Consider the following 26662-nt stretch of genomic DNA (forward strand, 5'->3'; position numbering starts at 1 on the left):
CCTTTTTTATTGCGAGGCCTGGGTGCGGCTTAGCTTGCGGGTACGCTTGTGCTCGTACATCCGCTCATCCGCCAGTTTAAAGCTTTGGGCAAACTGGCCTGTGAAGGGCGCTACCCCGGCACTGACAGAAATTGGCTTTTCGAGTGCAGCCAGCGTCGCCTGCAGCTTATTCAGTCGCTCCTGCAGTGCATCCTCAGGGCCATGGGAAATAATGGCAAATTCATCGCCGCCAAAGCGGCTGATGAGACTGCTTTGGGGCCAGTGTTGTTTCAGTGCCGATGCCAGCTGTGCCAATGCTTCATCACCTGCCTGATGACCCATAATGTCGTTGATGGCCTTGAGGTTATCCATATCCATCAGGGTCAGGAAACTGCCAAAGGCACGGTTGTGTTTCCACTGCGCCAGGCTGTCTTCAAAGTGACGGCGATTGAACAGCCCCGTAAGCGCATCAAAGTTGGCCAGCCGATAAATTTCGCGGGACTTTTGATACAGCGAGATCGCATTGGCTGCCTCGTGGGTCAAAATGGCCACCAGATTGCGGTCGTAGTCGCTGAAGGCACTCAGCAGACTGCTGTCGAGGTTTAACATGGCGTACAGCTTGCCATCGATATGGATGGGGCTTGAGAGGGTGGAGCGAATAGGCTGGTGTGCGGCGGTGAGCAGTATTTCCTGCTCGGCCTCGGTCAGGGTGCTTTCGGCGTTGATATGGCGCATATCGTCCACCACCACAACCCGGTCACAGCGGCCGTCGGTGAGACGATACTCAAACGACTGTTCCAGCGAGAAATCAATTTGTCGCAGCCGCTCAAGATCCAGCCCGACGCTGGATTCAAACATTAGCTTATGGCTGCCCGGTTCAACCCGGATAATGCTGCCCATTTCGGCACCGTTAATCACATTGACCGCCTTGGTCAGCAGCGCATCCAGAAACGCGTGTTCATCCTTATACTGGCTGGATAAATGCACCAGCTCGAAGGTGGCGTCGTTGATATTGACCACCTGTTCCAGGTGTTCCCACAGCCGCTGCAACCGGCCCTGATGCAGGTAATAACTGAGGCTGTAACCCACCAGATACACCAGGCAAACCAGGGTTAAAATCATCCACGGCAAAGACCCCTTGGGGGAAAAGAGGTAAAAAATCCCGATAAATACTGAGAGAGGGATGAGCAATAATGTGAGGTGGTAACCCAGACCAAGGCTGTCGATGCGTTTGCGCTTGAGGCTGTCCCGTTGCTTCACTGAAAATATCCATATCGAATCTCTGGCCCGACCATTATACGGAGGAAATCCGGCGGTTGCACAGGCCAAATACAGCACAAACGTCATAAAAAAGCCCCGACATTTCGGGGCTTTGATGCTGATGCTCCCGGCAAGCTCTGTCAGAGCAAGCGCGGGAGGGGGGCGCCTCGTTAAAAGTCGGCGTTATCGAGGATCCACTGCAGCGGCGCCTGATATTGCTCCGGCATCCAGCTTTTCAGCTGAGTGATGCTGCTTTCGAGCATGGCAGCATTGTGCACCGACAGGTTCAGGTGACCTACCTTACGGCCCGGACGCACCTCTTTGGCATACCAGAACAGCTCGGCATTGGGCAGGCTCAGCCAGCGGTCGTCCTTGTCGATACCGATAAGGTTAACCATCACACAGGGGAAGTTCACCTGAGGCTGCTGAATAGGCAGGTCGCACAGGGCGCGCAGGTGCAGCTGGAACTGATCCATATGGGTGCCGGCCTGGGTCCAGTGGCCTGAGTTATGTACCCGCGGCGCCAGCTCATTCACCAGCAGGTGGTCGCCAACCCGGAAACACTCCATGGCCATCACACCCACATAATCCAGGCCCTGCATGATGGTGCCGAGCATGGTTTCGGCCTCGGCCTGCAGCGGTGCCAGGCGTGGCAGCGGCGACACAGAAGCCATCAGAATGCCATCCTGATGCAGATTCAGGGTCAGCGGGTAAAAGAAGCATTCGCCGCCGTGGGTGCGAACGCCCACAACAGATACTTCTTCATCAAAATTAATGGCTTGCTCGGCAATGGCTTCACCGCGCCAGTCGGCGGGGATCTGGCCATTTTCGGCTTGCTTGAGCCAGTGTTGCCCCTTGCCATCGTAGCCACCGGTGCGACGCTTCATCAGCACCCGCTCGCCATACTTGCCATAGAGGGCATTGACGTCGGTGTCGTTATCCACCAGCTCCCAGGGGGCGGTGGCCACCTTCAGCTCATCCAGCAAGGATTTTTGGGTATAGCGGTCGGCCAGACGGCCAAACACAGGGCCATTGATGAAGTTTTTGTGGGTGGAGAGCTGCAGGCTCAGGCTGGACTCGGGCCACTGCTCACGCTCGGCGGTGATGATGTCATCATCCGCCAGCGGCAGTTTTTCATCGCTGGGGGCCATGATATCCACCGGCAGCACCTCGATTGCCAGCGGCTGACCTGCGTGGGACAGCATGGCACCGAGCTGACCATTGCCCAGTACCCAAACACGTTGTTTGTTGGCCATGATTACGCGTCCCTCGGATCCGGATTTTCCAGTACGCTTTGGGTTTGCTCGGCGCGGAAGGCTTCCAGACGCTCGGCGAGGGCAGCATCGTTGTTGGCAAGGATCTGACAGGCCAGCAGACCTGCGTTAAAAGCACCGGCTGTGCCGATAGCGAGGGTGCCCACGGCAATGCCCTTTGGCATTTGCACGATAGACAGCAAGGAATCCATGCCGTTCAGTGCCTTACTTTGAACAGGTACGCCCAGTACCGGCAGACGGGTTTTGGAGGCCAGCATGCCTGGCAGGTGGGCTGCACCGCCGGCGCCGCCGATGATCACCTGAAAGCCCTTGTCTGCAGCTGTGGCTGCAAAGTCCATTAACTTGTCCGGGGTCCGGTGGGCGGAGACCACTTCAACATGGTAGGGCACCTGCAGTTTATCCATGATCTCTGCGGCGGCTTCCATGGTGGGCCAATCACTCTTGGATCCCATTACGACAGCAACGAGGGCTTGCATGATAACTCCTTAACGACTGATTTTAATTATATTTGCCTGTTTTCAGGCTAGGGTACTGGTAGCCCTGGCGGCGGGGGAGTCCCCTCGGTAGTCGTTGCCAGGGCGAGATGGGGCGCAATGATAGCATGAAGGGCGTGGTTTCGCTGCCTTTTCAGTTGCCTTTCTGTGTGCCTGAATGGCCGCTGTAGAAGATGCGATAGAGGCGGTCGCGGCCATCGTCACTCACCAGCAGACTGCCGTCGGGCGCCACCAGCACATCTGCGGGGCGACCATGCACTGCATCGCCCTGCAGCCAGCCTTCAGCAAAGGTTTCCAGGCTTTCTACCTCACCATCTTTTAGCTTGGCAAAGCGCACCCGGTAACCGACTTTTTCGCTGCGATTCCAGGAGCCATGTTCAGCGATAAAGATGCCGCCATGGTATTTTGGCGGAAACTGTTTTTGGGTATAGAAGGTCATGCCGAGGCTTGCCACGTGGGCGCCGAGCCTGGCCTTGGGCGCTTCATAGTCCTGAATGCGTTTACCGGTGCCAAATTCCGGGTCAAGGGTGTCGCCCTGATGCACATAGGGGTAACCGAAGTGCTGGCCGCGGCGACTGAGCCGGTTCAACTCATCGGAAGGCAAGTCATCGCCCATCATGTCGCGGCCATTGTCGGTAAACCAAAGCTCGCCTGTGGTGGGGGAAAAGTCGAAGCCGACGCTGTTACGTACGCCTAGGGCTTCATCCCGTGTGCTGAGGGTGTCCAAATCCAGGCTGATGATTTTGCTGTAATTTGGCCCGGCATCACAGATGTTGCAGGGGGCACCTATGGGGATGTAGAGCCGACCATCGGGGCCAAATTTAAGGTACTTCCAGCCGTGGTGTAGATCTTGTGGCAACTTGTCGTAAATGATTTCCGGTGCACTTTTGCCGGGGGATTCGGCATCCTTAACCCGGTAGAGCTTGCCTATATCGGCGATGTAGAGACTGCCGCCCTTGATGGCGATGCCCGATGGCATGGTGAATTTCATGCTGATGGCACCACTGGGCACGCCGGCCTTGGCGGCCGCAGAACCCGGCAGCGGAAAATAATGCACCTTGCCTTCTTTGCGGGAGCCGACGTAGAGCATGCCTGAATCGGTCAGCGCCATCTGGCGGTAGTTTTTAAAGCCATCATGGAGCACTTCAATCTCAAAGCCCGCCGGCAGTTTTATCAAATCCAGCACGGCCTGATTTTCTTCTTTACTGTAGGCTGTCGCCAGCAGAGGCGTCAGCGCCAGCAGCAACAGGGCGCGGCTAAGTTTGCCTGATGTCATGGTTTTCTCCTGCAATCATCGCCATGGGGAAGTGGGTGTATCGCCACGGGGAAAGTCGGTAAATGCCATCAAGCATGCCAAAGCTGCAGTTAAAAAAACAGCGCCGAGGGGCGCTGTTTAACATGGGAAAGAGGCAGTTACTGTTTGGTTTGCTGACTCAGCTCTTTGCTCTTATCCATTAATCCAAGGGCGGAGAAACCGGTGATCACATCCAGATTGGAGGTCATGCCGCCATTGCCGCCAATATAATTTTGCGGCATTTCCACTTTGAACTTGGGCAGGTTCTCGTACAACACCTTGGCCACATCGCGGTTCATCTCGGCGGTGTAGATTTTCTCGTAAGTACCGAGGGCCTTGTATTTGGCCGCCAGAACTTCCGCTTCGGCAATACCGGTTTCGCGGATAGCCTTGGCCTCGAAGGAGGCCGCAGCGGCGTTGGCCTTTTGAATTTCCAGGTTAGCCTGGGCCATTTCCAGCTCTTTGGCCTTGGAAAGGGCGGCAATTTCTTTCTTCTTGCGCTCTTCCACCAGCTCCCGCTCGGCAATTTGACGGGCAATTTCCACTTCTTTTTGCTGGGAAATTACCGCCAGCTCCTTGGCACGCTGGGCATCCTGAACCTCGCGGGTACGCTGAATTTCTTTGCGAAGTTGCTCGGTCTTGGCCTGGGCTTTGGAGGTCTCCTGCTCTTGAATGGTGCGGATGCGCTCGGCAACCAGTTTCTTTTTGTCTGTCAGCAGTTTATCCAGCTGATCTTCCGGCTGTGGATCGCCAATGGTCACCTGAGTAACGGTAATGCCGTACTGGCTTAAGGGGTTGTCCTGACGCACCGGTTGACCGGTTTTGTCTGTTACAGGAATGGTCTTCCACACCAGCTGTTTGGTGGCCTGCAGCTTGTTGGAGTCGTCCTGATCGAAGCCTACCGGCACCAAATCCACCTGTTCCACTTCCACCTGGCGACGCTCGGTGGTGTAGATACCGTTGCTGAGCTGATCCGCCAGTTGCGCCTTGAACTGGTTCAGGCCGCCCTGGAAGAACTCTTCGCCGGTGTACTGGGTTGCAGTTATTACGGTCACGTTGCGGGCGTTCTTGATCAGCATGGTTTCAATCAGGTTGTCGTTGGAGCGAAACTCCCGGTGCATCTGGATAATTTGCTCAGGGGAGTGGGACAACTTGAAGCGGAAGGTGGCGGGCACCTGGCCTGTGTAGGTGTCGGCAAAACGCACCTGCAGCGAGGGCAGTCGCTGATAAAAGGCTTCGCCCTGATTGTTACCGAAAGAAACGGTAACTACCTGATCGTAGCGCGTTATTTTGGATAAAAACGGCATGCGTACGTGGATGCCCGGCTCGGTAAATACATCCAATGCCCCGGTAATGTTGTTCTGATGAACATAGGTGTAACCGGCGTCAGTCATCAGAATTGAGCTCTTCAGCACCGCCACGGCACCTATGGCACCCAGGGTGAGCAAAATGGCTTTGGGGGAGAGGGCCTTTTTGGCGCGGGTGATGTTGCTGTCGTTCATGTGTCTTCCTTGCAAGCTGAACCGAAAATGTAAGTCGGCCGCCATGTTACCGGGAACCCGGTTCCCGGTCATGAATTTTTACAAGGGATTATCACCAAAATTTCAACATGTTATGCGGTTTGTCGGCTCGCGCTTTCCATGAAGTGAGGCTTAGCCTGGCAGGGCGTGCCCGTATTCATTTGCGGCTGGGGCACAGGCCGAGGTGAGGTCGGCATGAAAACTCAGCAGCCCCGGGATTTCTGCCACCCGTGCCCGCACCAATACCCGCAGGGCGTGGAAGGGCACAGAGGCGATACGAAGTTCGCGCCCTTCGGCTTTTAGCTGCGACAGGGTTCGCTCCAGCGCCGCCACGCCACCGGCATCGAGTAAGGTCACATTCTGCCAGTCAAGGATCAGGGTCTGAACGCCCTGGCTTCGATGCAAAAGCTCGCTGAATACATTGTCGGCAGCGGCAAAAAACAGCGGTCCATCAATGCGGTAGAGCGCGCTGCTACAGGCGGCCGTGTCGTCCTGAGAGTTGTTTTGCGGGTCGTCATCGGGATGGCAAGGCATGTCCTGGGCCACCAGCCGGGTGGTGGCGGCCAGCTGCCCCATCAGCAGCAATGAAGCCAGCACTATGCCGGCGCCTATGGCTATCACCATATCGAAAATAACCGTCAGCAGCAGGCAGGTCAGCAGCACCAGCACGTCGGCAAGGGGCGCAGTTTTCACAAGGTGCAGGCTCTTTGGTGCCTCACTCATGTGCCAGGCTACCACCAGCAGCAGTGCGGCCATGGTAGCCATGGGCACGTACGCCAGCACAGGCGCAAGCACCAGAAGCCCGGCCAGCACCGTTAGAGCATGGAATACTGCCGCCAGCGGGCTCCTGGCGCCGGCGCGCACATTGGCAGCGCTGCGGGCAATGGCTGCAGTGGCGGGAATGGCGCCGAAAAAAGGCGCGATAAGGTTGCCAAGCCCCTGTCCGAACAGCTCACTGTTGGCACTGTGGCGTTTGCCGGTCATGCCATCAAGCACCACGGCGCACAGCAAAGATTCGATGGCGCCCAGCATGGCAATGGCCAGCGCCGAGGGCAGCAGCGCCTGCAGTAAGCTCCAACTGAGCGCCAGTGGCTTGCCATCACTGCCGGGGAGATGCCAAGGGGCAATCCATTCCGGCAGGAAGGGCGGGATCCCCGGCGCCAGGGTGCCGTCGGCCAGCGCATAGGAAAAACGTGAGCCTATGGTGTCTACTGCGTGTCCGTTGCCGCTGAGCCACAGGGCGGTGAGGGTACCGATAACGATGGCTGGCAGGTGCGGCGGCACCTTGCCGGTGAGTTTTGGCCAGCCAATCAGCACTGTCAGGGTGACGATAGCCACCAGTGCGCTGGGCCATTGGCTGCTGGGCAGCCCTTGGATGATGCCTTGCCACAGCGGCCAAAAGCCTTCACCGCTCGAGTCGATGCTGAGCCCAAGCAGATCTTTTACCTGCAAGCTGGCAATCACAATGGCAATACCACCGGTAAACCCCAGGGTGACAGGCTCTGGAATGTACTGAATAAGCCTGCCAAGTCGCATCAGCGACATTAGCATCATAATGGCGCCGGACATCACGGTCGCCAGCATTAAGCCGCCCAAACCATAGTGAGCCGAAATTGGCGCCAGCAGCACCACAAAGGCTGCGGTAGGGCCGGATACCGACAATCTGGAGCCGCCGCTGAGCGCAATAATGATGCCCGCCACTATGGCGGTGTACAGGCCGTGCTGCGGCGGCGCGCCACTGGCGATCGCAAGCGCCATGGCCAGTGGAATGGCGATAATGCCCACGGTGATCCCGGCAAGGATATCGGCCAGCAGGGATTTTCGGCCGTAGGGGGACTCAAACAGGCTTTGACGCAGGGCGATGCCAGGTCTTAAAGAGGTAAGGTGCTGACGGTGTGGCATGTAAGCTTCCTGCCGCGGGTGCGGCCAAAGACGATTATTGTAGTCAGGGCGAGCTGGTCAAAGTGTGAGCGAGTCATCATTTTTCCGGTTTATGGGGCCTCGATTGAATCGGCGCCACCAACGGGCAAATTCATTAACCCTTTTGGCGTGGGGCTACGTTAATAAGCATAGACCCACAAATACGAGGTGAATATGGACTTTGTACTGGCTGCTGTGCACACTGAGATCAAAGTTAGCCATATCAAAGGGCAGGACGGCCCCCCGCGCTGTTCCCGGCCTTTGGGTTTCAGGATTTATGGTTTCAGAGCAATCATGACAGCAATCCAATCCATTTCACTGCCGGGTAACGATGAAGACGAACTGCTGATGCAGCGGTACGCCAAAGGCGACATCAAGGCCTTTGACACCCTGTATCAACGTCATCGTGGTGGCCTGTACCGCTATTTTGTCCGTCAGATTGGCGACAGCCAGCTGGCCGAAGATCTGTATCAGGAGACCTGGGGCCGGGTCATTAAGGCCGCCCCTGCCTATGAGGTCAGTGCCAAGTTCACCACCTGGCTGTATCGCATTGCCCACAATTTGTTGATTGACCATGTGCGGGCGGTTAAACCCCTCGATGATGCCGAAGCGTTTGAAGAAGAGTTGCAGGAGTTGCCCGACGGCATGACGCCCGCCCGCTCACTTGAACAGGAGCAACGGGTGCAGGCGCTGCGTCATTGCGTGACTTTATTACCCCAGGTGCAAAAAGAGGCCTTTTTGCTGTCGAGCGAAATGGGCTTCACTGCGCTGATGATAAGTGAAATTGCCGCGGTGTCGCTGGAGGCGACCAAGAGTCGGATCCGCTATGCTTACCAGAGCCTTCGCAGTTGCGTGGCCAGGCGTCTGGGGGAGGATGACGATGAAAGATAGCCCTCACAGTGCGCTGAGTCCCGAGCTGAAGCAGGAAATGGATAGCCTTTATCGTCAGGGAGCACGGGAAATACCACCGGCCAGGCTCGATGAGGAAATCCGTTCCCTCGCTCTGCGACATCTGGATACCCATCAGCAGCCTGCAGTGAAACGCCAGGGGGTAAGGCGTTTCCCCTATGTGATATCAACCGCTGCCTCGCTGATGTTGCTGGTCAGCTTGGTGCTGATTAACCCAAGGTTCAGCTTTTTTGGCGACAACCTGCCGGTACCGGCCGAAAGTGACATGATGGGCACCGCACCGGCTGCGCTGCAAGAGTCCGCCCCCGAGGCCGCGTCCGGTGCACAATCGGCACCGGCTCCGGCGATGATGAAAATGGCGCCCAGACAGGAAACCATGCAAATGGCGGCGCCGGCCAACACTGACCCTGCCGCCGATGCCCTGCTGCAGGGGGATATTGATTCGCGGCTGGATGCCATCGCTGCCGCCATTGATGCGGGCGATACCGTCCTTGCCAGGGAACTGATTGATACCCTGGAGCTTGGCCGCGATAAACTGACTGAGGCGCAACGCCAGCGTCTCGATGCTCTTGCCAGGGTTGTTGCCAACTGAGATTGGCCAGCCTTTCGGAGGTGACGATGACAGAGTTCGCCGCACGCACAATGACAGTTGCACTGGTGCTGCTGTCGTGGCTGCTGCCACTGTCATCCAGTCAGGCGGCCTGCAGCCATGTGCTGCACGTGGGTTTTAACGACTGGCCGCCTTATTCCTGGTCTGAAGATGCCGGTCCGGCGCTTGGGCTCGATGTGGAGCTGCTGAAGGTATTTGCCGAGCGGGCGGGCTGTGAAATCGTGTTTGATAAGATGCCCCCCAAGCGCTCACATCAGCTGATGCGTTCGGGAAAAATCGACATCATGATGGGGGCCAGCAGGACGGAAGAGCGGGTGTCGTACGCGTTTTTCTCTTTGCCTTATCGGCTGGAAGTGGTGAGCCTGTTCAGCATGGAAAGTGCCTCGGTAAACGATATCAGCAGCTGGGCCCAGGTGATGACCGCCAAGCACAAGCTGCTGGTGCCCCAGGCCGGTTGGTATGGCGACGATTTTGAGCAGAATAAAGACCATATGCTGCGCCGCGACCTGCTGGTGGAAAGCCCGGATCTACTCAGAAGCGTGCAGATGCTGGCCCGTGGCCGCGGTGATTTGGCGATTGGCGACTCCCTTTCTTTGCCCTATATCGCCAGTCAGAGTGAGCAGTTGCATCTGTATCGCCACTCGGTGCGCCTCAGTGAAAGCGAAATCCACCTGATGTTCAGCCGCGAATCCATGTCAAAAGAGGAAGTAGACGCCTTCAACCATGCCATTGGCCTGGCCGGTGAAGAAGGTGAAATCGCCCGGCTGCAATTCAAGTGGGAGCAAATCTCGTTAAGCCGGATTGAAGGACATTCAGATACCGGTGCCGGCCGCGAGCGTGCCGGCCCAGTGATGGCAGAGTGACGGCCGAATACTGGCCGATTGATACTCGGTTGACCTGTCAAAAGGTGATTGCCGCTTGAATAAGCTTGAATCAGCCCGCTTAATCCGTGCCCTGACGGTAAATCGCAGGCTCTTCCCAAATCGCTTTCATCCCGGGATCGGCCAAAAAGGTATCCACCAACAGCGGATCCAATGCCGTACCCTTAAGCCCTTTCAGATGCGCCAGCGCCTCGGTAAAAGACATTCTCAGCCGCTCGTCCGGGTGGCACAGCAAATCATCGAAGATATCCACCAGTGACACTATCCGTGCGGCCAGCGGAATTGTTTTGCCCCGTAGCTTGCCCGGGAAGCCCTCGCCGTCCCAACGTTCATGATGGTAGGCTGCTATATCTCGGGCGAGCTCCAGCAGCATGCAATCGGGAGCCTCTTTTTGCAGATCCGCCAGCAGCCGCTCGCCAATCTGGGTGTGCTTGTATCTGTCTTGCTCCATCGAGGGCGTCAGTTCCAGCATCTTGCTTTGCAAACTGTCCGGCAGGCCAATCATGCCAATGTCGTGCAGGGTGGCGCTAAGGCCAATGTGCTCGGCAAATACCGGGGTCAGTTCTTCGGGCTTGTGGGGCGAGTGCAGCAGGGCTTCGGCGAGCTTTTCACTGGCAATGGCAATCCGGTCGAGGTGCCGGGCTTTTTCGCTGGTGCGGTAACTGGAAACGCGTGCCAGCCCCAATACGGTCGCCCGTCTGGAGGCGTTGGTCCGCTCCAGTGACTGAGCCAACTTATCGGTCAGGTAGCCGGTGCCAAAACACAGCATGGCGTTGATAACCAAAAAATTAAGCATCACCACCAGATAGATTTCCAGGCTGTACTCGGGTAGTGGTGGCCAGGGTAGCCAGTGATTGCCATAGGCGATGGCGGTGATGATCAGCGTCAGTGCCGCTAAGCCCTGAGAGGCGAACCCCATGCGACTGCCAAGCAGCAAGGTGGCGATAAGCGGGAACATAAACAGCCAGAAAAATCCGGCTCCCGTGGGGCCTATAGCCCAGATAAAGGCCACGCCTATGCCGTAGCACAACAGGCTGCCCAGCAGGTAGCGCTGGCGGTCTTCCAGCTCAGGGAACAGCAGCAAGGCCAGCAGCATCAGGTAGGCAAGGGTGTCTACCACCACCATGGACCAGAAGCCTTGCTTCATACATAGATATACGCTGGTGAAGTAAACGGGAATACAAATGATCGCCATGGCCCCGAACAGGCGGCGAAAGATGATTTGGCGCCAATGGGCAAGATCCGTCGGGTGTTCGTCCCTGGACAGTGTGGACATGCAGCGTCAGCCTATGGATGCAGTAAATTTGTAAAAAAAAGATTAATACCCCTGTTTTAGCCATAGTGGCAAGGGATTTCAACTCTTAAACCAGTCCCAAATCCCAAGGGATGTCTCTGAAAAGAGGTCAATACCGAGCATGGATTTGAGCAAATACAGCCCCAGCAGTCCAAGCAGCAGGGAAATGAGTAAAAATGCCAGCACACAGCCGACAAAAAATGCCAGCGAAAGATGCTTCTCGGTGCGGGTGTAGGCCCGGCGGTTTTTACCGAGCAAAAATACCCAGTAGTAGCGCCAGCGCATAAAAGGCAGCGAAAAAGTGCCACGACTGTCGATGCTGTGACGGCCCCAGGTGCGATCGCCAAGCAGAATACGGATCCCTTCTACCTGCTCGTCACTGTAGCTGTCGGCAAGCTCTGTCGGTAACTTACCCAGCAGCTTGGATCTTAAGTCATCCGCCTTGGCGACCTGGGGTTCGCTGAGGGCGTTGGCGTTATCTGCAGCCATTGAATTTCCACACAAAAGTGGCAAACCATCCACAGAGTGTAGGTCAGGAGGCCAAAAAAAACAGGGCGCCGCAGCGCCCTGTTTCCGTGGAACCGAGGTTACTCGTCCTTGGGCAGACCGCCCAGGGCTTCCACCAGCGCGTGCATCAGCGCCACCAACTCACTGCCCATCAGGGCGAAGTCGGCATCGAGGCGCGCCATCGGGTCATCGTTACCCAAGTCATCGTTACCTGCACGGAACTCTTCAGAGAACTTAAGGCGCTTGAGGCTTGCATCAGACTGCAACACCAACGCAATGGACTGACCGAAATGCAGTGCCAGCTTGTGCACTTCCTTGCCGGTTTCCAGGTGCGCCAATACTTCTTCTTCAGTCAAAACCTGCTGTTTGAAGCGAACGATACCGCCTTCATCGGCTGCAGACTTGAGTTCCGCCTCATCCTGCATGATAAACGGCGCCGCCGCTTCACCGGCCTTGAGCCATTCGGTGAGGGTATGTTCAACCGGCACAGTGAAAGACACTGGGATCACCGGCAGTGAACCCATGGCCTTACGCAGCAGTGCCAGCAGCTCTTCGGCCTTGGTGGCACTGGAGCTGTCCACCAGGATCATCTCGATTTCCGGCAGGATCAGGGCATGGATTTGGCTTCTGCGGGAGAAGGCGCGCGGCAGCAGCGTGGTGGTGATTTCTTCTTTAAGCGCGTCTTTCTCTTTCTTGGTCAGCTTGCGGTTTTCTTCGGCTTCAATCTGACCGGCTTTTTCTTCCATCGCCTCTTTAATTACCTGGCCAGGGAGGATTTTCTCTTCCTTGGTGGCGCAGATAAGGTGGCGGTTATTGGCACTGTGAACCAGGGCACTGCCGTGTTTGCCCAGGGCCTTGGAGAAACCGAACTTGCTGATGTCCTGGCTGGAGCAAGGGCTGAAGGTAAAGTCGGCCAGGGCCTTTTCCAGCGACTCGGCGTCGATGTTGATTGGCTTGTTAAAACGATACAGGGTGAGATTTTTAAACCACATAATTGCACTCGGCCACGAAACGAAAGCCCGAGTGTAAGCCATCGCCCGTGGCGGGTAAACCGGAAATCGAGATGACAGCCAGATGGCAGCAAAGCAAATTCACAAAAGTGTCATTAAAAGTTGTATCAAACATAAGGTGTTGAAATATAAAGATTGTTAACTTTGGGGGTGACGCACTTGCCGGAGATGTAACCACTTGAGTAAAAACTGAAATAAAACTGAAACACTTGCCTTGCAAACTTGCGCTCGTTCCAAACCAATAACCAGACGCACTGAACGTCGCAAGGATTAAATGATGAACGCTTTTAACAAAACTCTGCTTGTTTCCGCGCTGACCATGGCTTCACTGGCTTCTGCACAGGCTGCCGAGCCTATCACCGTTTACGGTAAGCTGAATGTTTCTGTACAGAACAACGACGAAGCCGGCGAATCTGAAACTGTAGTTCAGAGCAACGCTTCCCGTCTGGGTGTTAAGGGTGCTTTCGAACTCAGCTCTTCTCTGGAAGCCTTCTACACCATCGAGTATGAAGTGAACACCGGCGATGATGCCAAGGAAAACTTCCTGGCCCGTAACCAGTTTGTGGGCCTGAAGGGCAACTTCGGTGCTGTATCCGTGGGTCGTAACGACACCATGCTGAAAATCGCTCAGGGAAAAGTTGACCAGTTCAACGACCTGTCAGGCGACCTGAAGAGCCTGTTCAAAGGTGAAAACCGTATCGAACAGACTGTAACCTACGTTTCTCCTTCTTTCGGTGGTTTCAAAGTAGGTGCTACTTACGCCGCTGAAGGTGCCAAGGCTCAGGCCGGTGAAGACGGTTTCTCTCTGGCTGCCATGTACGGTGATGCCGGTCTGAAGAAAACCAACTTCTACGCATCTGTGGCTTACGACAGCGAAGTAAAAGGTTACGACATCCTGCGTGCCACTGTACAAGCCAAACTGGCTGGCCTGATCCTGGGCGGTATGTACCAGCAGGAAGAAAAATCTGTTAACGGCGACAGCAAGACCGGTTACCTGGTAAGTGCTGCCTACAACATCTCTGACGTGACCCTGAAAGGTCAGTATCAGGACATGGAAGACAAAGGTGATTCCTGGTCTATCGGTGCTGATTACAAGCTGGGCAAGCCAACCAAGCTGTTCGCTTTCTACACCAGCCGAGACATGGAAGCTGCTGAAGACACTGACAACTACATCGGTGTTGGTATTGAGCACAAGTTCTAATCAGAACTTCATGCGCAAAAGAAAGGAGGCTTAGGCCTCCTTTTTCATTTTTATAAACAGATAGTTAATTCGTCTGATTATGACAATTCTTACGGAAATATGGCACTATAATGGGGCTGCTTCATATTTTTGTCACAAAACTGACCAATAATGTTCAGCGTGGACATTCACTGACAGAAAACCGCTTATGACTGCAAGGATTTTGATTGTTGAAGATGAGTTGGCAATCCGCGAGATGCTGACTTTCGTGATGGAACAGCACGGTTTCAGTACCACGGTTGCCGAGGACTTTGATTCTGCGCTGTCTCAACTTGCCGAGCCATACCCGGACCTCATCCTGCTCGATTGGATGTTCCCCGGTGGCAGTGGCATCCAGCTGGCCAAACGCCTCAAGCAGGACGAGTTTACCCGCCAGATCCCGGTGATCATGCTTACCGCCCGTGGCGAGGAAGAAGATAAGGTCAAGGGCCTGGAAGTGGGCGCCGATGACTATATCACCAAGCCGTTTTCGCCCAAGGAGCTGGTGGCCCGAATCAAGGCGGTACTGCGCCGCGCGGCGCCAACCCGCCTGGAAGAAACCATCGATGTGCAGGGGCTTACCCTGGATCCGGTCAGCCACCGTGTCACCGCCGGTGATACCGTGCTGGACATGGGCCCAACCGAGTTCCGTTTGCTGCACTTCTTTATGACCCACCCTGAGCGGGTGTACAGCCGCGAACAGCTGCTGGACAACGTGTGGGGCACCAATGTGTACGTGGAAGACAGAACTGTGGATGTGCATATCCGCCGTCTGCGCAAGGCGGTAGAGCCGTCAGGTCACGACCGTCTTATTCAAACCGTACGCGGCGCCGGCTACCGTTTTTCCACCCGGGTGTAGTCCGGGATAGGCACAGGAAGCCCGATAGGGTATCTTGTGCCTCCAACGGACCCCTTAGCTGGACATACTTATGTTCGACTCCTATTCAGGGTATCGCCTGGCTTCCAGGCTGATGGTTTACCTGTTTGTCACCCTGGTACTGGGCCTGCTGCTTGGACAGGTGCTGTGGACGCTGCTGATTGGCTGCGTTGCGCTGCTTATCTGGCATTACCGTCAGCTTGGGCGCCTGACCCACTGGCTGTGGCACGACCGCCGCCTCACGCCGCCCCAGGGCAGTGGCAGCTGGGAAGGGATTTTCAACGGTATTTATCGCCTGCAGGGCAAAAATCGCCGTCGGGTTTCCCAACTGGCCGGTCTGCTTGGCCGTTTCCGTCAGGGCGCAGAAGCATTGCCCGATGCTGCTGTGGTGCTGGACTCCGATAAAAATATTCTCTGGTGTAATAAGTTGGCGCAGCTGATGCTCGGGCTGGTGTGGCCCAAAGACAACGGCCAGCGCATCGACAACCTTATTCGCCACCCCGATTTTGCCGCCTATCTGAAAACCCACGATTTCAACGAACCGCTGGAGCTGCCATCGCCTGTGTCGGACAAGCGTCAGTTGGAGCTGCGGCTGATGAAATACGGCGATCGGCAGATGCTGCTGATTGCCCGGGATATCACCCGTATTCGTCAGCTTGAAGGCATGCGCAAGGAGTTTGTGGCCAACGTGTCCCATGAACTGAAGACTCCGCTCACAGTGCTGCAGGGTTACCTTGAAATGATGCAGGGCATGACTGAGCCCGATAACATCAACGCCAAGCCGCTGGCATTAATGCAGCAGCAAACCCGGCGGATGCAATCCATGGTGGAGCAGTTGCTGACCCTGTCACGCATCGAAGATGCCACCGATGTTGACCTCGAAAAAACGGTTAATATGGCCGCCCTGATGGGCACTATTAAGGATGAAGCCGAGGCGCTGGCACAGGGCGAGTACACATTGCAGTTTGATATTCAGCCGGGGCTCAACGCCCACGGCAATGAAGTGCTGCTGCGCAGTGCCTGTATCAATCTGGTGTCCAACGCCATCCGCTACACGCCACCAGGCGGTATTATCAAGGTCAGCTGGCGGCTGATTGCCACCGGCGGCCGCTTCCAGGTAGAAGATAATGGCGAGGGCATTGCGCCCCAGCATATTGGCCGCTTAACGGAACGCTTCTACCGGGTCGACAGTGCCCGCTCCCGTGCCACCGGCGGCAGCGGTTTGGGTTTGGCGATTGTAAAGCATGCGCTGGCACACCATCACACCGAGCTTTATGTCAGCAGTCAGCTGGGTAAGGGCAGTATCTTTGGCTTTGTGATCCCCCAGCATCTGCTGGAGCAGAAAAGCGGCCAGTAATACTGCTGTACAAGCTAAAAAAGACAGGCTTATGCCTGTCTTTCTTTTTGATTCAAAAGTACTTTTCAAAAATTTGAATTAAATGTGTCACTGTCATGTAAGTGTCACATCAAGGTCATAGACTTGTCATCGTGGCAGTTGATACTGGCTGCGTCTAAACAAAAATGGTTCAACACTGGAGCAATTATGAAACTGAAACAGCTTGTCGGCGCCATGACCCTGACCGCCGCCGGTTTATTCACCGCTGCCGCCTCGGCTGCACTGGACCCTGCACTGCCTACTTATGAAAAGACCAGTGGCGTGTCTGGTAACCTGTCTTCTGTCGGTTCTGATACCCTGGCCAACATGATGACCCTGTGGGCTGAAGAGTTCAAAACCATCTACCCCAATGTGAACATCCAAATTCAGGCTGCCGGTTCTTCTACTGCGCCACCAGCCCTGACTGAAGGTACTTCTCAGTTCGGCCCAATGAGCCGCAAGATGAAGCCTAACGAAATCGAAGCCTTCGAAAAGCACTACGGCTACCAGCCAACTGCTATCCGTGTTGCTATCGATGCGCTGGCGGTATTCGTGCACAAGGACAACCCAATCCAGGGTCTGACCATCGAGCAGGTTGATGCCATCTTCTCTTCTACCCACAAGTGTGGCGGTGCTGACGTTCAGCGCTGGGGCGACCTGGGTCTGGATGGCAGCTGGGCAGCCAAAGACGTACAGCTGTACGGCCGTAACTCAGTATCTGGTACCTACGGTTATTTCAAGAAGCACGCCCTGTGTAAAGGCGACTTCAAAGCCAACGTAAACGAGCAGCCTGGTTCAGCTTCAGTAGTGCAGTCAGTGTCTCAGTCTCTGAATGCCATCGGTTACTCAGGTATCGGTTACAAGACTGCCGGCGTTAAAGCGGTGGCCCTGGCCAAGAAAGGCGACAGCTTCATCGACGCCACTGTAGAAAACGCTGCCAACGGTACTTACCCACTGTCTCGTTACCTCTACGTGTACATCAACAAGCACCCTAACAAAGACCTGTCTCCAATGGAGCGTGAGTTCGTCCGCTTCATCCTGTCCAAGCAGGGTCAGCAGGTTGTTGAGAAAGACGGTTACGTGCCACTGCCAAACAGCGTAATCGCCAAAGATCTGGAAAAAGTGGGCATCCGCCTGTAATTCCAGCTCGCTGAATAAGCCTCCTTCGGGAGGCTTTTTGCGTTTTTGGGGCAGGTGATGACAATCAGGATGCGGCGCCAGGCAAAACGCAGGCATAAAAAAACGGCTCCCAATGGGAGCCGAACAAGTGTCTTTCCAACTCAGCTTTAACACTCAGGATGGTTGCGCTAGAAACCATCAAAAAGGGAGGATGATGATGAACGATGAAAAACTCGGTTCACTTATTCAGACTCGCACTTTTTCAGTTGGTTCCCTCTGGCGGTAAATTTTTTGCAATTTTTTTCAGCCACAGCGAAAACTCTTCATCCATGCCGGTTCCCCACTCCCGTACCAGCGCCTGATAGCGCGGGTAATCACCCTTGCGGGTAAAGCCAAGCATGGTCTCCAGCTTGTCTTTGTGGTTTTCCATCATAAAACGCACGGCAAGGTAGCCCCAGCGGTAGACGCGGTCGCTGCCGCCGTTGTGCTCGTAGCTGGTATCGAATATCTCACTCAGGCGATAGGTCCCCTTGGCGGCTTGCTTAGCGGCGGCCTTGTTGTCGTCACCCTGCGCCAGGTATTCGGCCAGGCCTTCTGACCACCACACCAGATGGGGCAGGGCCGGCGCTGGTTTGGGGCAGTATTCCGGGGCACTGTGGGAGTCGTGCAATGAGGCGCAAAAGTCGCCATACAGGTTAAAGCGGCCATCGAGATAGTGCACATACTCGTGGCGCAGATTCCAGATGGCGCCGTTTTTCTGATAGGCCACAAACTCTGCCTGATTGCCGGGTTTGTCTGGGTAGCCCTCGAGATACATGCCGCCGTTGTCGCTTGGCACATCGAAGTGCGCCGTCACATAAGTGCGATAGGCCTCGGCGTCGGCATAAATATTGGCGCGCATGGCTGTGTTGTTATCGTGCTTTACCGGGCGGTTGTGGGTATTGAGCAGCTGATGGAACTTAGCTTCCTGTTGGCTCAGCATCTGGCAGGCATCATCAATCTGCGCCTGGGTCAGCGCCTGGGCGCGGATGATCAGGGTTGGGCTGCACTGCTGCTGAATTTTCAGTACCGCTTCCAGCGGCAATGGGCTGGTGGCAAGCGACGGCAAGGCCAGCAAGGAGCCGACAACCAGGCTTGAAAGTGAAACGGCAAAGGTGCGCATGATAGAATCCTATTTGTGGATATTGTATGCAGATGATGCCTTGGCGAGACAATTTGTCAATCTTTCACGGTATTGCCACTTGGTTGGCTAAGCTTGGATATGCATACTTGGGCAAATTTGGTTAACCGGGAACACTATGCTGCAGTGGGACAATCGGCGGGATTATCATTCCTTCGCCAACACCGACGAGGTGCAGGTTACGCATCTTACGCTTGATTTGAATATTGATTTTGACGCCTGTGTGCTGGATGGACGCATTCGGCTTGCGCTCTCGCCCAAGGCGGCGTCGGTGACAGAGTTGGTGTTGGACAGCCGGGCGCTGACCATAATACAGATAACCGATGAGGGGGGCCGCGCGCTTGCCTGGATGCTGGGTGATGAGCATCCGGTCCTGGGTCAGCCGCTTACCATTGGCATCGACAGCAGGGTAACGGCGGTGGTGATTGAGTATCGCACCAGCCCCGAAGCCGAAGGGCTGCAATGGCTGGATGGTCCCCAGACCCAAAGCGGCAAGCCGTTTTTGTTTTCCCAGTCGCAGCCCATCAATGCCCGCAGTTGGTTGCCGCTGCAGGACTCGCCCAAGGCCAGAATCACGTTCGATGCCAGGGTGTCGGCCAATCGCGACTGCCGGGTCGTGATGAGTGCCTTAAACAGCGCCAGCCTGCCGGGCGATGGTGTATTTACCTTTGTGATGGATAAACCCATGCCAACGCATCTGCTGGCCATCGCCGCGGGCGAGATTGAGCGCATCGAGGTGGGACCGCGCAGCGCCGTATTCGCAGAGCCGGAAACAGCAAGGCTTGCTGCCAAAGAGTTTGATGATATTGAGGCCATGATGCAGATGGCCGAGTCAATTCTCGGTCCTTATGCCTGGGGCCGCTACGACATGCTGATTTTGCCACCAAGCTTTCCTTTCGGGGGCATGGAAAACCCCTGTCTGGCGTTTTTAACCCCCACGCTTATTGCCGGAGATAAGAGCCTGGTCTCCACCGTGGCTCACGAGCTGGCGCACTCCTGGACCGGCAATCTGGTCAGTAACGCCACCTGGCGCGACTTATGGCTCAATGAGGGCTTTACCACCTACTTTACCAATCGGATTGTGGAAGCCGTGTATGGCAAGGAGCAGGCTGAGCTTGAGTTGATGATTGAGTATGGCCGCCTGCAGGAGGAGATGACGGGTATGCCCAGTGCACGCCAGACCCTGCCCGCCAATCTGCAAACAGACGATCCCAATGCCGCCTTTAACCGCTTTACCTACGACAAGGCGTCGATGTTTGTGCATTTCCTCGAAGCCAGGCTGGGGCGACAGGACTTTGATGCCTTCCTGCGCCGATATATTGAAAAATATGCCTTCGTCGCCATCACCACCGAGGATTTTGTTGAGTATGCCAGTGAAACCCTGCTTAAAGACCATGCCGATAAGCTGACTGAGGCTGAGCTGCGGGAGTGGATTTACGCGGAAGGCCTGCCGGCCATGTTCAGAGCGCCAACGTCGACCAGCCTGGATAAGGTGGATTGTGCCCTTGAGCGCTGGCGCAGCGGCGTATCCCTCACCAAGGCCGATACCCATCTATGGCGGGTGCAGCACTGGCAGTATTTTCTCGCAGGACTGCCGGAGAATATCCCCCAGGCACGGCTGCTTGAACTGAACGATAGCTTCAATCTGGGGGCTTCGGGCAATGCTGAAATAGCCTGTGATTGGCTCAGGGTCGCTATTCGTAATCATTTTGACCCGGCGCTGCCACAGTTGGAGGCTTTTTTGGGGCGCATCGGCCGCGCCAAGTTTGTCAGGCCGCTGTTTCTCGAGTTGCAAATTGCAGGCTATCACGCTGAACTTTCGGCTATTTATGCTAAAGCCAGAGCCTGCTATCACCCGTCGCTGCGGGTACAGCTCGACAAGTTGCTTGGCGCGCCTGTGTGAGCTGGTGAGCGGATAAAAAAGAGGGCAACCAAGAGGTTGCCCGAGATGTTCAAGTCAGTCACTTAAGCTTGCTACATGCGCCAGCAAAACAAGCAGATGCTGAAAGGGAGAATGATGATGAACGTTACCCATGCGCTGCTGGCTCAGCCAGCTGCAAAAATTCGGTTCACAGTATCTGACCCGGTGTTTTTGAAGAAGTTCAGACTGATGGCAAAAAAATTCAAAATTTTTTTAATTTCTTAAAAAAGGCGAAAATCGGGCATAAAAAAAGGCAACCTGGGGGAGGTTGCCCTGCGATCCTTCAGTGGACCAAGGGGACTGCGCTAGAAGTCCCAGGGAGAATGATGAACACGAAAACCCATTTCAATGTTCACTATGTTTGAGCTCCCCGTGCGGTAAAAAGTTCCACCGAAACGGATAAAAATATCAAAAATTTTTTATCCCTATGAATTCCATTGAATTTTAATTTGTCTTTTCCGCCAGCAAGGCTTCAATGTCTTTTTCCAGCTTGGCGGGATCAGTTGTGGGAGCAAATCTGTCCCGTACCTTGCCATCACGGCCAATCAAAAACTTGGTGAAGTTCCACTTGATGGACTGGCTGCCAAGCACGCCCGGTGCTGCCTTTTTCAGGTGCACGAACAGCGGATGGGCCTGGTCGCCGTTAACATCGATTTTGGAAAACAGCGGGAAACTCACCCCAAAATTCAGCTCGCAAAACTGGGCTATTTCAGCCTCGCTGCCCTGTTCCTGGGCGCCGAACTGGTTGCAGGGGAAGCCGAGAATTTCCAGCCCTTGTGACTGATACTTGCGATACAAACTTTCAAGTGCCTGATATTGTGGTGTAAAGCCACATTTGCTTGCGGTGTTCACCACCAACAATACCTTGCCGCGGTAGTCGTTGAGGGTGCGGTTGTCACCGGCAATACCGGTCAGGGAAATATCGTAAATCTGGCTCATGGTCTGGGTCCGTTTAAAAAATCATCTAGGCCATTGTAGCGGTAGTTGTAGTTGTGCGCAAATAAGTTGTGTGCAATATAATTGCTCGGTTGCGATCACTCTGGAATCCCCATATAGTCAGCCACAAGATGTAACGGATGGACACCGCCTTGACTGAAAATATCCCCGAGCAAGAACCCAACCTGGCACCCCAAAATGAAGTGGGGCAAGTCGTTCAGCAACTGACCGGCGCCTTTGGTGAGGCGCAGGCAGAGGTATTTTCGGAAATTCTGGAAGAGGTTGAACCAGGCACAGTGGCGGTATTGCTCGAAGCCTTGCCGCTGGATGAACGTTACGAGCGCTGGCAGCAGGTAGAGTTTGGTGACCGGGTTGAAGTGCTCAGCCTGATGCGCGCCGACCCCCGTATGGGGATCTTAAAACGCATGCCCGACGAAGAAGTCGACATGCTGTTTGCCCAGTTAAGCCCTGAAGATCTGATTGAGTGGAGTGACTACCTCCCCGAAAGCTTCACCGACCGTGCGCTGGCCCAAATGGGCGAGCGTCAGCGCCAACACTTTGAACTCTATAATCAATACTCTGAAAACGAAATTGGCCGTTATGCGGACCACCAGATGCTGGTGCTCTCAACCAAGGCCACCGTTGGCCAGGCCCAGCGCTTCTTTCGCCGGATAGAGCTGGATTGTAACGACTCCCTGTTTCTGGTGGACGAGCAGGAGCATTACCGCGGCGCCGTGAGTCGCTATGAGGTGTTCCGCTCAAGCCCGGATGCGCCGCTGCTGAGTCTGATGGATGAAGACAGCCGCGCCATTAGCGCCGATGCATCCTTGATGGATGCCGCCGAGCTGCTCGAGCACAGTCGTGAAGTGGAGTTGCCGGTCGTGGACGAAGAGGGCGGGCTGATTGGCCGTGTTACCCTGCGTCAGGCCACCGAGCTTGTGCGCGAACACTACGAATCCCAGCTGATGGCCTCCGCCGGTATGGGCGAAACCGACGACTTGTTCGCCCCCATAGTCACAGGTGCCCGTCGCCGCGCGGTCTGGCTGGGTATCAATCTGCTGACGGCCTTTTTGGCCTCGGCCACCATAGGTCTGTTTGAAAACGTGCTGTCGCAGGTGGTGGCACTGGCGGTGCTGATGCCGATTGTGGCGTCCATGGGCGGTATCGCTGGCAGTCAGTCGCTGACACTGATGATCCGTGGCATGGCCATGGGGCAGATTTCGGCCGGTAACCTCTGGTCGCTGATGAAAAACGAGCTGGGCATTGGCGCCCTCAACGGTGTGCTGTGGGCCATAGTGATAGGGCTGGTGTCTGCCTGGTGGTTTAACGACCAGATAATCGGTATTGCCATTGGCTGCGCCATTTTGGTGAACATGCTGGTGGCCGCTGGCGCCGGGGTGATTATTCCGATGATATTGCAGAAAATGGAGCAGGATCCGGCGCTCTCCGGCTCGGTGATCCTGACTACTGTGACCGACGTGGTGGGCTTTTTCAGCTTCCTCGGTCTTGCGTCTATCCTTTTCCTGTAACCGTTTTAGTTCAATAAACAGCCAAACTCTATGACCCACATTACAAGCCTGCAATTGCGGCCTGCCACGGACGCCGCTGACTATATCGCGGCGGCTGCGCTTATCGACAGCCGTGATGACAATCATCATCCACTGGACCATGAGGCGCTCAGGCGAGCGCGGCTGCTGATGCTGGCGTGGGATGGCGATGTGCTGGCGGGCTGCGGTGCTATTAAGGCCGGTAGCGGCGAGGTGGCAGAGCTTGGGTATCTGGTGGTGTCCAAAGCGTATCGGCGCCAGGGGATTGCTGCCCGGCTGACCGAGGCCCGTATTGCCTGGGCGCGGCAAGCGGGTATCAAGCTTTTGTGGGCCACGGTCAGAGCCGAGAACAGTGCCAGTCGTGACAACCTGCTTAAGGCGGGTTGGCAATTTTTCGGCGACTATCTCAGTATTCGCGGCACCGGCAATACCATAGGTTGGTATGTGATGCCTTTGGAGCTGGGACTCAATATCAGCGCTCTGATGGCTCCTGTGGTTGGCTCGCGGATCCCCGCGCCCGCCAGGCCCTGAAGCGGCCCTTCAGATCCGGATACACAGGCAGCACTGCCGACCACAGCACTATGAAAGTGCCTGCGATACTCAAAAGGTTTGGTGTTTCTCCCAAAAACCACAGTCCAAACAGGGTGGCAAACACCAGCCCTGTGTATTCCGCCGGGGCCAGCTGGCTTGCATCGGCCTTACGGTAGGCATGGATAACCAGCCAGGTCATGCCAAGGTAAAAGAGCGCCAACGACAGCCCGACGCCAGTTACATCCAAGGCCAGCGGCGCACCTTCAATAGCGGCTGCAGGCAGCAGAAACACCATGGCAAAGGCATTGGACCAAAACAGGGTGCTGAAGGGATGTTCGGCTGTGGCATATCGCTTTAAAATTAAACTGTTGCTTGCACTTATCAGGGCGCCAAGGGCGGCCAGCAGCAGATAGGGGTTAACGCCTGACGGCTGACTTATCATCAAAATGCCACAAAAGCCGACAGCGGCTGCAACAGAGCGGCGGTAACCTATGGATTCATTGAGTACCAGCGCCGACATCAACAGCAGCATCAGTGGTGCGAGATAAAGCACGGCAGTCACCGAGGCCAGCGGCAGATTGAGAATGGCAATGAAGAAGACCCCGTTGCCCAGACCAATCAGCAGTGCCCGCACCATATGCACCTTGTACAGTGGGCTTAGTTTCAGGTTGCCCTGCAGCTTCCACACAAAGGGCAGCACCAGCAGGGTAGCGAACAGCTGACGATATAGTACCAGCTGAAATACGCCGGTATTTTGGTCGAGAAACTTAATCAGCAGATTACCTGTGGCAATGAGCAGCTGGGCCAGCAGGATCAGAAACAGGGCGTGCATTGGGCGGGAAATAACCAAAATAGGTGTCAGCGGCTTAAAATAACACCCATCAATGAGTACGTCTTGTTGAAAATAACTAACTACAATTGAAAAAAGGGAGATGTAGCAATAAAGTTGCAAGTTGGCCGTCAAAAATTTGTCGACAGGGAAGAAGCGCAACTCGAGGGTCAACAGATGAGGAGAGCCGCCGGGTGCCCACGTGGGTGCGTCGCCGGTTCTTCAACCAGAGCAGCAACAAACAACAATAACGAATTATGGCTCGGATACTTGTACTGTTTTTAACCTGTTTTCTTCCCCTTTTATGGTCCTCTGGCGCCAGGGCAGCTGTTGCCCTGGATGACCCCTACCAGTTTGTCGCTACCGAAGACCATGCTATGCCCACCTCTTTCGAGGACATGCCAGGCTGGCTCAATAGCCATCAGGAAGTAAAACGCATGCCGCTCAGTGGTGGCAGCTACTGGCTGGTGGTGCCCTTTATGGTGAATGAAAACCGCAGCGACTGGGTGGTTAACCTGCATAACTCCATCGCCGAGCGTGTCGATTATCTGGTGCTGGGCCGCGATGGCAGTCGCCAGATGGCCAGCAGTGGTTATTACTCGCCTCACCAGTATCTGTTTGATTATGGCCGGAATATGAACCTGCGCTACGGGGTTGAATATTGGCTGGTGGTGCGGGTCGAGTCGCGCTATTTTTCATCCATCCCCAAGCTTGAAATCAATCCGGCCACTGAACATAAACAGCTGACCGATGGGCTGGCGGTGGCTGTGGTGCTGTGTTTGGGCGGGCTGCTGTTTATTGCGTTTTATAACCTGCTGATTTTCGCCTCCACCGAAGACAAGGCCTTCCTATACTACGGCCTGTATGTAATTACCTATTTGCTGGGATGGGCCTTTACTTTCCATATCCCGGCGCAGCTTCTGGATATTCATCTGCTTGAGCTGCACCATGTATTTTTTATTGGCTTGCCCATATTCAATATCTTGTTTTACAAGCATTTCCTTCAACTGCCCAGCTACTCGCCCAAATTGTGGCGGCTAAGCAAATACCTGCTGTGGGCCTGTGTGCTCGCGCTGCCAACCAGCTGGTTGCTGCTGTCCTATACCGCGGTTATCGCCTCAGTGTTGATAGGTGCCTGGATAGTGCTGGCGATTGTGGCCGGTAATGTATGCCTGATGAAAGGTTTTGCCCCGGCCAAGTATTTCATTATGGCTTTCAGCTGCTTGCTGCTGCCTGCGCTGCTTATTCTGCCCGGCAATATGGGGATCACCTCGGATGTGATTGAGTATGCGGAGCTTGCCACCCTGGCAGGCGGCACCGCCGATGCGCTCTTGCTGTCGCTGGCGCTGGCCAACAAACTCAAGCTGCTTTCTGAGGAGCGTAAGGCCTACATTGAAGAGCTCAGTGAAGCCTGGGAAAAGGCGCGGATAGACAGCCTTACCCAAATCGGCAACCGTTATGCCTTTGATGAGTTTATGCAAACCTGGCCTGCTTTTGGTGAGGCAGTAAAAGAGCCCTCGGCACTGCTGCTGTTGGACGTTGATGGCCTCAAACAGGTGAACGATTTGCAGGGGCACCAAGCGGGGGATGAGCTGCTGCGCACCCTGGTTGAGGCGCTGAAACGGCTTAAATTCTCCAAGCTTCGTATGTACCGCCTCGGCGGCGACGAGTTTGCCCTGATCGTGGATGAGCCTCACCTCGGTGCCCTGATTGATGAGCTGACCAAGGTTGATGCTTTCTTTACCAGTCGTGGCTTTCGTGACGCCGGACTGAGCTTTGGCTTCGCCCTCGACAGCCAGGTGCAGAAATCCCACGAATGGCTGCGTGCCGCCGATACCCGTATGTACAGCAACAAGGCCGAGCGGCGACGTGAGATGGTGTTTGAAACCGTAGAGGGGGCGCAAAGCAGCAATCAGCGGCTGCTGGCAGATAAGCGCACCTTTGATGACGTACGGCATGCTGACGGAACTGTCGACGGCGGGCAAGATACTGCACAGGAGCAAAGCTCTGCCGCCAAAGTTATCTAGGCTCATCAAATCCAAGGCTCATCACCTAAGCGAATAACCTAAGCTCATAATTTCAGGCTGATAAACTGGTGCTAGGTCGCCAATACATAGCCAGTCGAATCGTGCCAATTCGTTTGCTTTGCAGATACTCAGAGCCGATTGGTGACTCA

23 protein-coding genes are annotated in these 26662 nt (G+C 55.3%); 11 read left to right on the plus strand and 12 right to left on the minus strand.

The features are described 5' to 3' along the window. Window positions 1-6: 6 nt before the first annotated feature. From MJ923_RS03990 to dauA, 6 genes are all read right to left on the minus strand, one after another. Entirely contained in the window at window positions 7-1239 is a 1233-nt protein-coding gene (locus tag MJ923_RS03990) for a sensor domain-containing diguanylate cyclase (RefSeq protein ID WP_240589984.1), read from the minus strand. 170 nt (window positions 1240-1409) lie between these two features. Continuing rightward, the gene (gene purK, locus MJ923_RS03995) at window positions 1410-2495 is read right to left on the minus strand and encodes a 5-(carboxyamino)imidazole ribonucleotide synthase (protein WP_240589985.1); all 1086 of its coding nucleotides are present in this window, start codon (window positions 2493-2495) and stop codon (window positions 1410-1412) included. A gap of 2 nt (window positions 2496-2497) precedes the next feature. After that, complete coding sequence (gene purE, locus MJ923_RS04000; RefSeq protein ID WP_126166189.1) at window positions 2498-2989, minus strand: 5-(carboxyamino)imidazole ribonucleotide mutase; 492 nt, start codon at window positions 2987-2989, stop codon at window positions 2498-2500. 151 nt (window positions 2990-3140) lie between these two features. After that, window positions 3141-4283 (minus strand): PQQ-dependent sugar dehydrogenase, encoded by a 1143-nt coding sequence (locus MJ923_RS04005; RefSeq protein WP_240589986.1) that lies wholly within the window; start codon window positions 4281-4283, stop codon window positions 3141-3143. Window positions 4284-4420: 137 nt separating this feature from the next. Continuing rightward, complete coding sequence (locus MJ923_RS04010) at window positions 4421-5803, minus strand: SPFH domain-containing protein (protein WP_240589987.1); 1383 nt, start codon at window positions 5801-5803, stop codon at window positions 4421-4423. A 150-nt stretch (window positions 5804-5953) separates the two neighbouring features. Then, window positions 5954-7723 (minus strand): C4-dicarboxylic acid transporter DauA, encoded by a 1770-nt coding sequence (gene dauA, locus MJ923_RS04015; RefSeq protein WP_240589988.1) that lies wholly within the window; start codon window positions 7721-7723, stop codon window positions 5954-5956. A gap of 312 nt (window positions 7724-8035) precedes the next feature. Between dauA and MJ923_RS04020 the strand changes: the two genes are divergently transcribed. From MJ923_RS04020 to MJ923_RS04030, 3 genes are read left to right on the plus strand one after another with little or no spacing between them, the layout of a single operon-like run. After that, entirely contained in the window at window positions 8036-8632 is a 597-nt protein-coding gene (locus MJ923_RS04020; RefSeq protein ID WP_240589989.1) for a sigma-70 family RNA polymerase sigma factor, read from the plus strand. Continuing rightward, window positions 8622-9242, plus strand: coding sequence for a hypothetical protein (locus MJ923_RS04025; protein WP_240589990.1), 621 nt, complete (start codon window positions 8622-8624; stop codon window positions 9240-9242). The genes MJ923_RS04020 and MJ923_RS04025 overlap by 11 nt, the downstream gene beginning before the upstream one ends. A 26-nt stretch (window positions 9243-9268) precedes the next feature. Continuing rightward, window positions 9269-10123, plus strand: a complete 855-nt coding sequence (locus MJ923_RS04030) for a substrate-binding periplasmic protein (protein WP_240589991.1) — start codon at window positions 9269-9271, stop codon at window positions 10121-10123. Window positions 10124-10202: 79 nt separating this feature from the next. Here MJ923_RS04030 and MJ923_RS04035 read toward each other — a convergent pair whose 3' ends face one another. The 3 genes from MJ923_RS04035 to rdgC all read right to left on the minus strand — a co-directional run bounded on the left by MJ923_RS04035 (window position 10203) and on the right by rdgC (window position 12934). Beyond that, entirely contained in the window at window positions 10203-11417 is a 1215-nt protein-coding gene (locus MJ923_RS04035; RefSeq protein WP_240589992.1) for an HD domain-containing phosphohydrolase, read from the minus strand. A 78-nt stretch (window positions 11418-11495) separates the two neighbouring features. Continuing rightward, entirely contained in the window at window positions 11496-11924 is a 429-nt protein-coding gene (locus MJ923_RS04040; RefSeq protein WP_240589993.1) for a hypothetical protein, read from the minus strand. A gap of 98 nt (window positions 11925-12022) precedes the next feature. Further along, entirely contained in the window at window positions 12023-12934 is a 912-nt protein-coding gene (gene rdgC / locus MJ923_RS04045; RefSeq protein WP_126166198.1) for a recombination-associated protein RdgC, read from the minus strand. Between the two features lie 292 nt (window positions 12935-13226). Here rdgC and MJ923_RS04050 point away from each other — a divergent pair, with 292 nt between their 5' ends. The 4 genes from MJ923_RS04050 to MJ923_RS04065 all read left to right on the plus strand — a co-directional run bounded on the left by MJ923_RS04050 (window position 13227) and on the right by MJ923_RS04065 (window position 17563). Beyond that, the gene (locus MJ923_RS04050; RefSeq protein ID WP_240589994.1) at window positions 13227-14153 is read left to right on the plus strand and encodes a porin; all 927 of its coding nucleotides are present in this window, start codon (window positions 13227-13229) and stop codon (window positions 14151-14153) included. 187 nt (window positions 14154-14340) lie between these two features. After that, window positions 14341-15030 carry a phosphate regulon transcriptional regulator PhoB gene (gene phoB, locus MJ923_RS04055; RefSeq protein ID WP_126166200.1) on the plus strand — a complete coding sequence of 230 codons (690 nt, stop codon included), beginning with the start codon at window positions 14341-14343 and terminating at the stop codon, window positions 15028-15030. Between the two features lie 70 nt (window positions 15031-15100). Continuing rightward, on the plus strand, window positions 15101-16405 hold the full coding sequence (phoR, locus tag MJ923_RS04060; RefSeq protein WP_240589995.1) for a phosphate regulon sensor histidine kinase PhoR: 1305 nt from the start codon (window positions 15101-15103) through the stop codon (window positions 16403-16405). Window positions 16406-16591: 186 nt separating this feature from the next. Then, window positions 16592-17563, plus strand: coding sequence for a PstS family phosphate ABC transporter substrate-binding protein (locus tag MJ923_RS04065; protein WP_240589996.1), 972 nt, complete (start codon window positions 16592-16594; stop codon window positions 17561-17563). 241 nt (window positions 17564-17804) lie between these two features. On the opposite strand, the gene MJ923_RS04070 is transcribed toward MJ923_RS04065, so the two are convergent. Beyond that, on the minus strand, window positions 17805-18704 hold the full coding sequence (locus MJ923_RS04070) for a collagenase (RefSeq protein ID WP_240589997.1): 900 nt from the start codon (window positions 18702-18704) through the stop codon (window positions 17805-17807). A gap of 136 nt (window positions 18705-18840) precedes the next feature. Between MJ923_RS04070 and MJ923_RS04075 the strand changes: the two genes are divergently transcribed. Further along, window positions 18841-20625: a M1 family metallopeptidase gene (locus MJ923_RS04075; protein WP_240589998.1), complete on the plus strand. Its 1785-nt coding sequence runs from the start codon at window positions 18841-18843 to the stop codon at window positions 20623-20625. Between the two features lie 462 nt (window positions 20626-21087). Here the strand turns inward: MJ923_RS04075 and MJ923_RS04080 are convergent, their stop codons facing one another. Continuing rightward, on the minus strand, window positions 21088-21582 hold the full coding sequence (locus tag MJ923_RS04080; protein WP_126166206.1) for a glutathione peroxidase: 495 nt from the start codon (window positions 21580-21582) through the stop codon (window positions 21088-21090). Between the two features lie 137 nt (window positions 21583-21719). Here MJ923_RS04080 and MJ923_RS04085 point away from each other — a divergent pair, with 137 nt between their 5' ends. Together MJ923_RS04085 and MJ923_RS04090 are read left to right on the plus strand one after the other, a co-directional pair. Beyond that, entirely contained in the window at window positions 21720-23108 is a 1389-nt protein-coding gene (locus tag MJ923_RS04085) for a magnesium transporter (protein WP_418856595.1), read from the plus strand. 30 nt (window positions 23109-23138) lie between these two features. Then, a complete protein-coding gene (locus MJ923_RS04090; RefSeq protein ID WP_240589999.1) occupies window positions 23139-23657 on the plus strand; it encodes a GNAT family N-acetyltransferase in 519 nt (172 codons plus the stop codon). Here the strand turns inward: MJ923_RS04090 and MJ923_RS04095 are convergent. Further along, window positions 23599-24489 (minus strand): DMT family transporter, encoded by an 891-nt coding sequence (locus MJ923_RS04095; RefSeq protein ID WP_240590000.1) that lies wholly within the window; start codon window positions 24487-24489, stop codon window positions 23599-23601. The two genes, MJ923_RS04090 and MJ923_RS04095, sit on opposite strands and share 59 nt — an antisense overlap. Before the next feature lie 254 nt (window positions 24490-24743). Between MJ923_RS04095 and MJ923_RS04100 the strand changes: the two genes are divergently transcribed. Next, the gene (locus MJ923_RS04100) at window positions 24744-26513 is read left to right on the plus strand and encodes a GGDEF domain-containing protein (RefSeq protein WP_420854408.1); all 1770 of its coding nucleotides are present in this window, start codon (window positions 24744-24746) and stop codon (window positions 26511-26513) included. The last annotated feature ends 149 nt before the right edge of the window (window positions 26514-26662 follow it).

Source organism: Shewanella zhuhaiensis (assembly GCF_022484835.1).
Lineage (GTDB): Bacteria > Pseudomonadota > Gammaproteobacteria > Enterobacterales > Shewanellaceae > Shewanella > Shewanella khirikhana.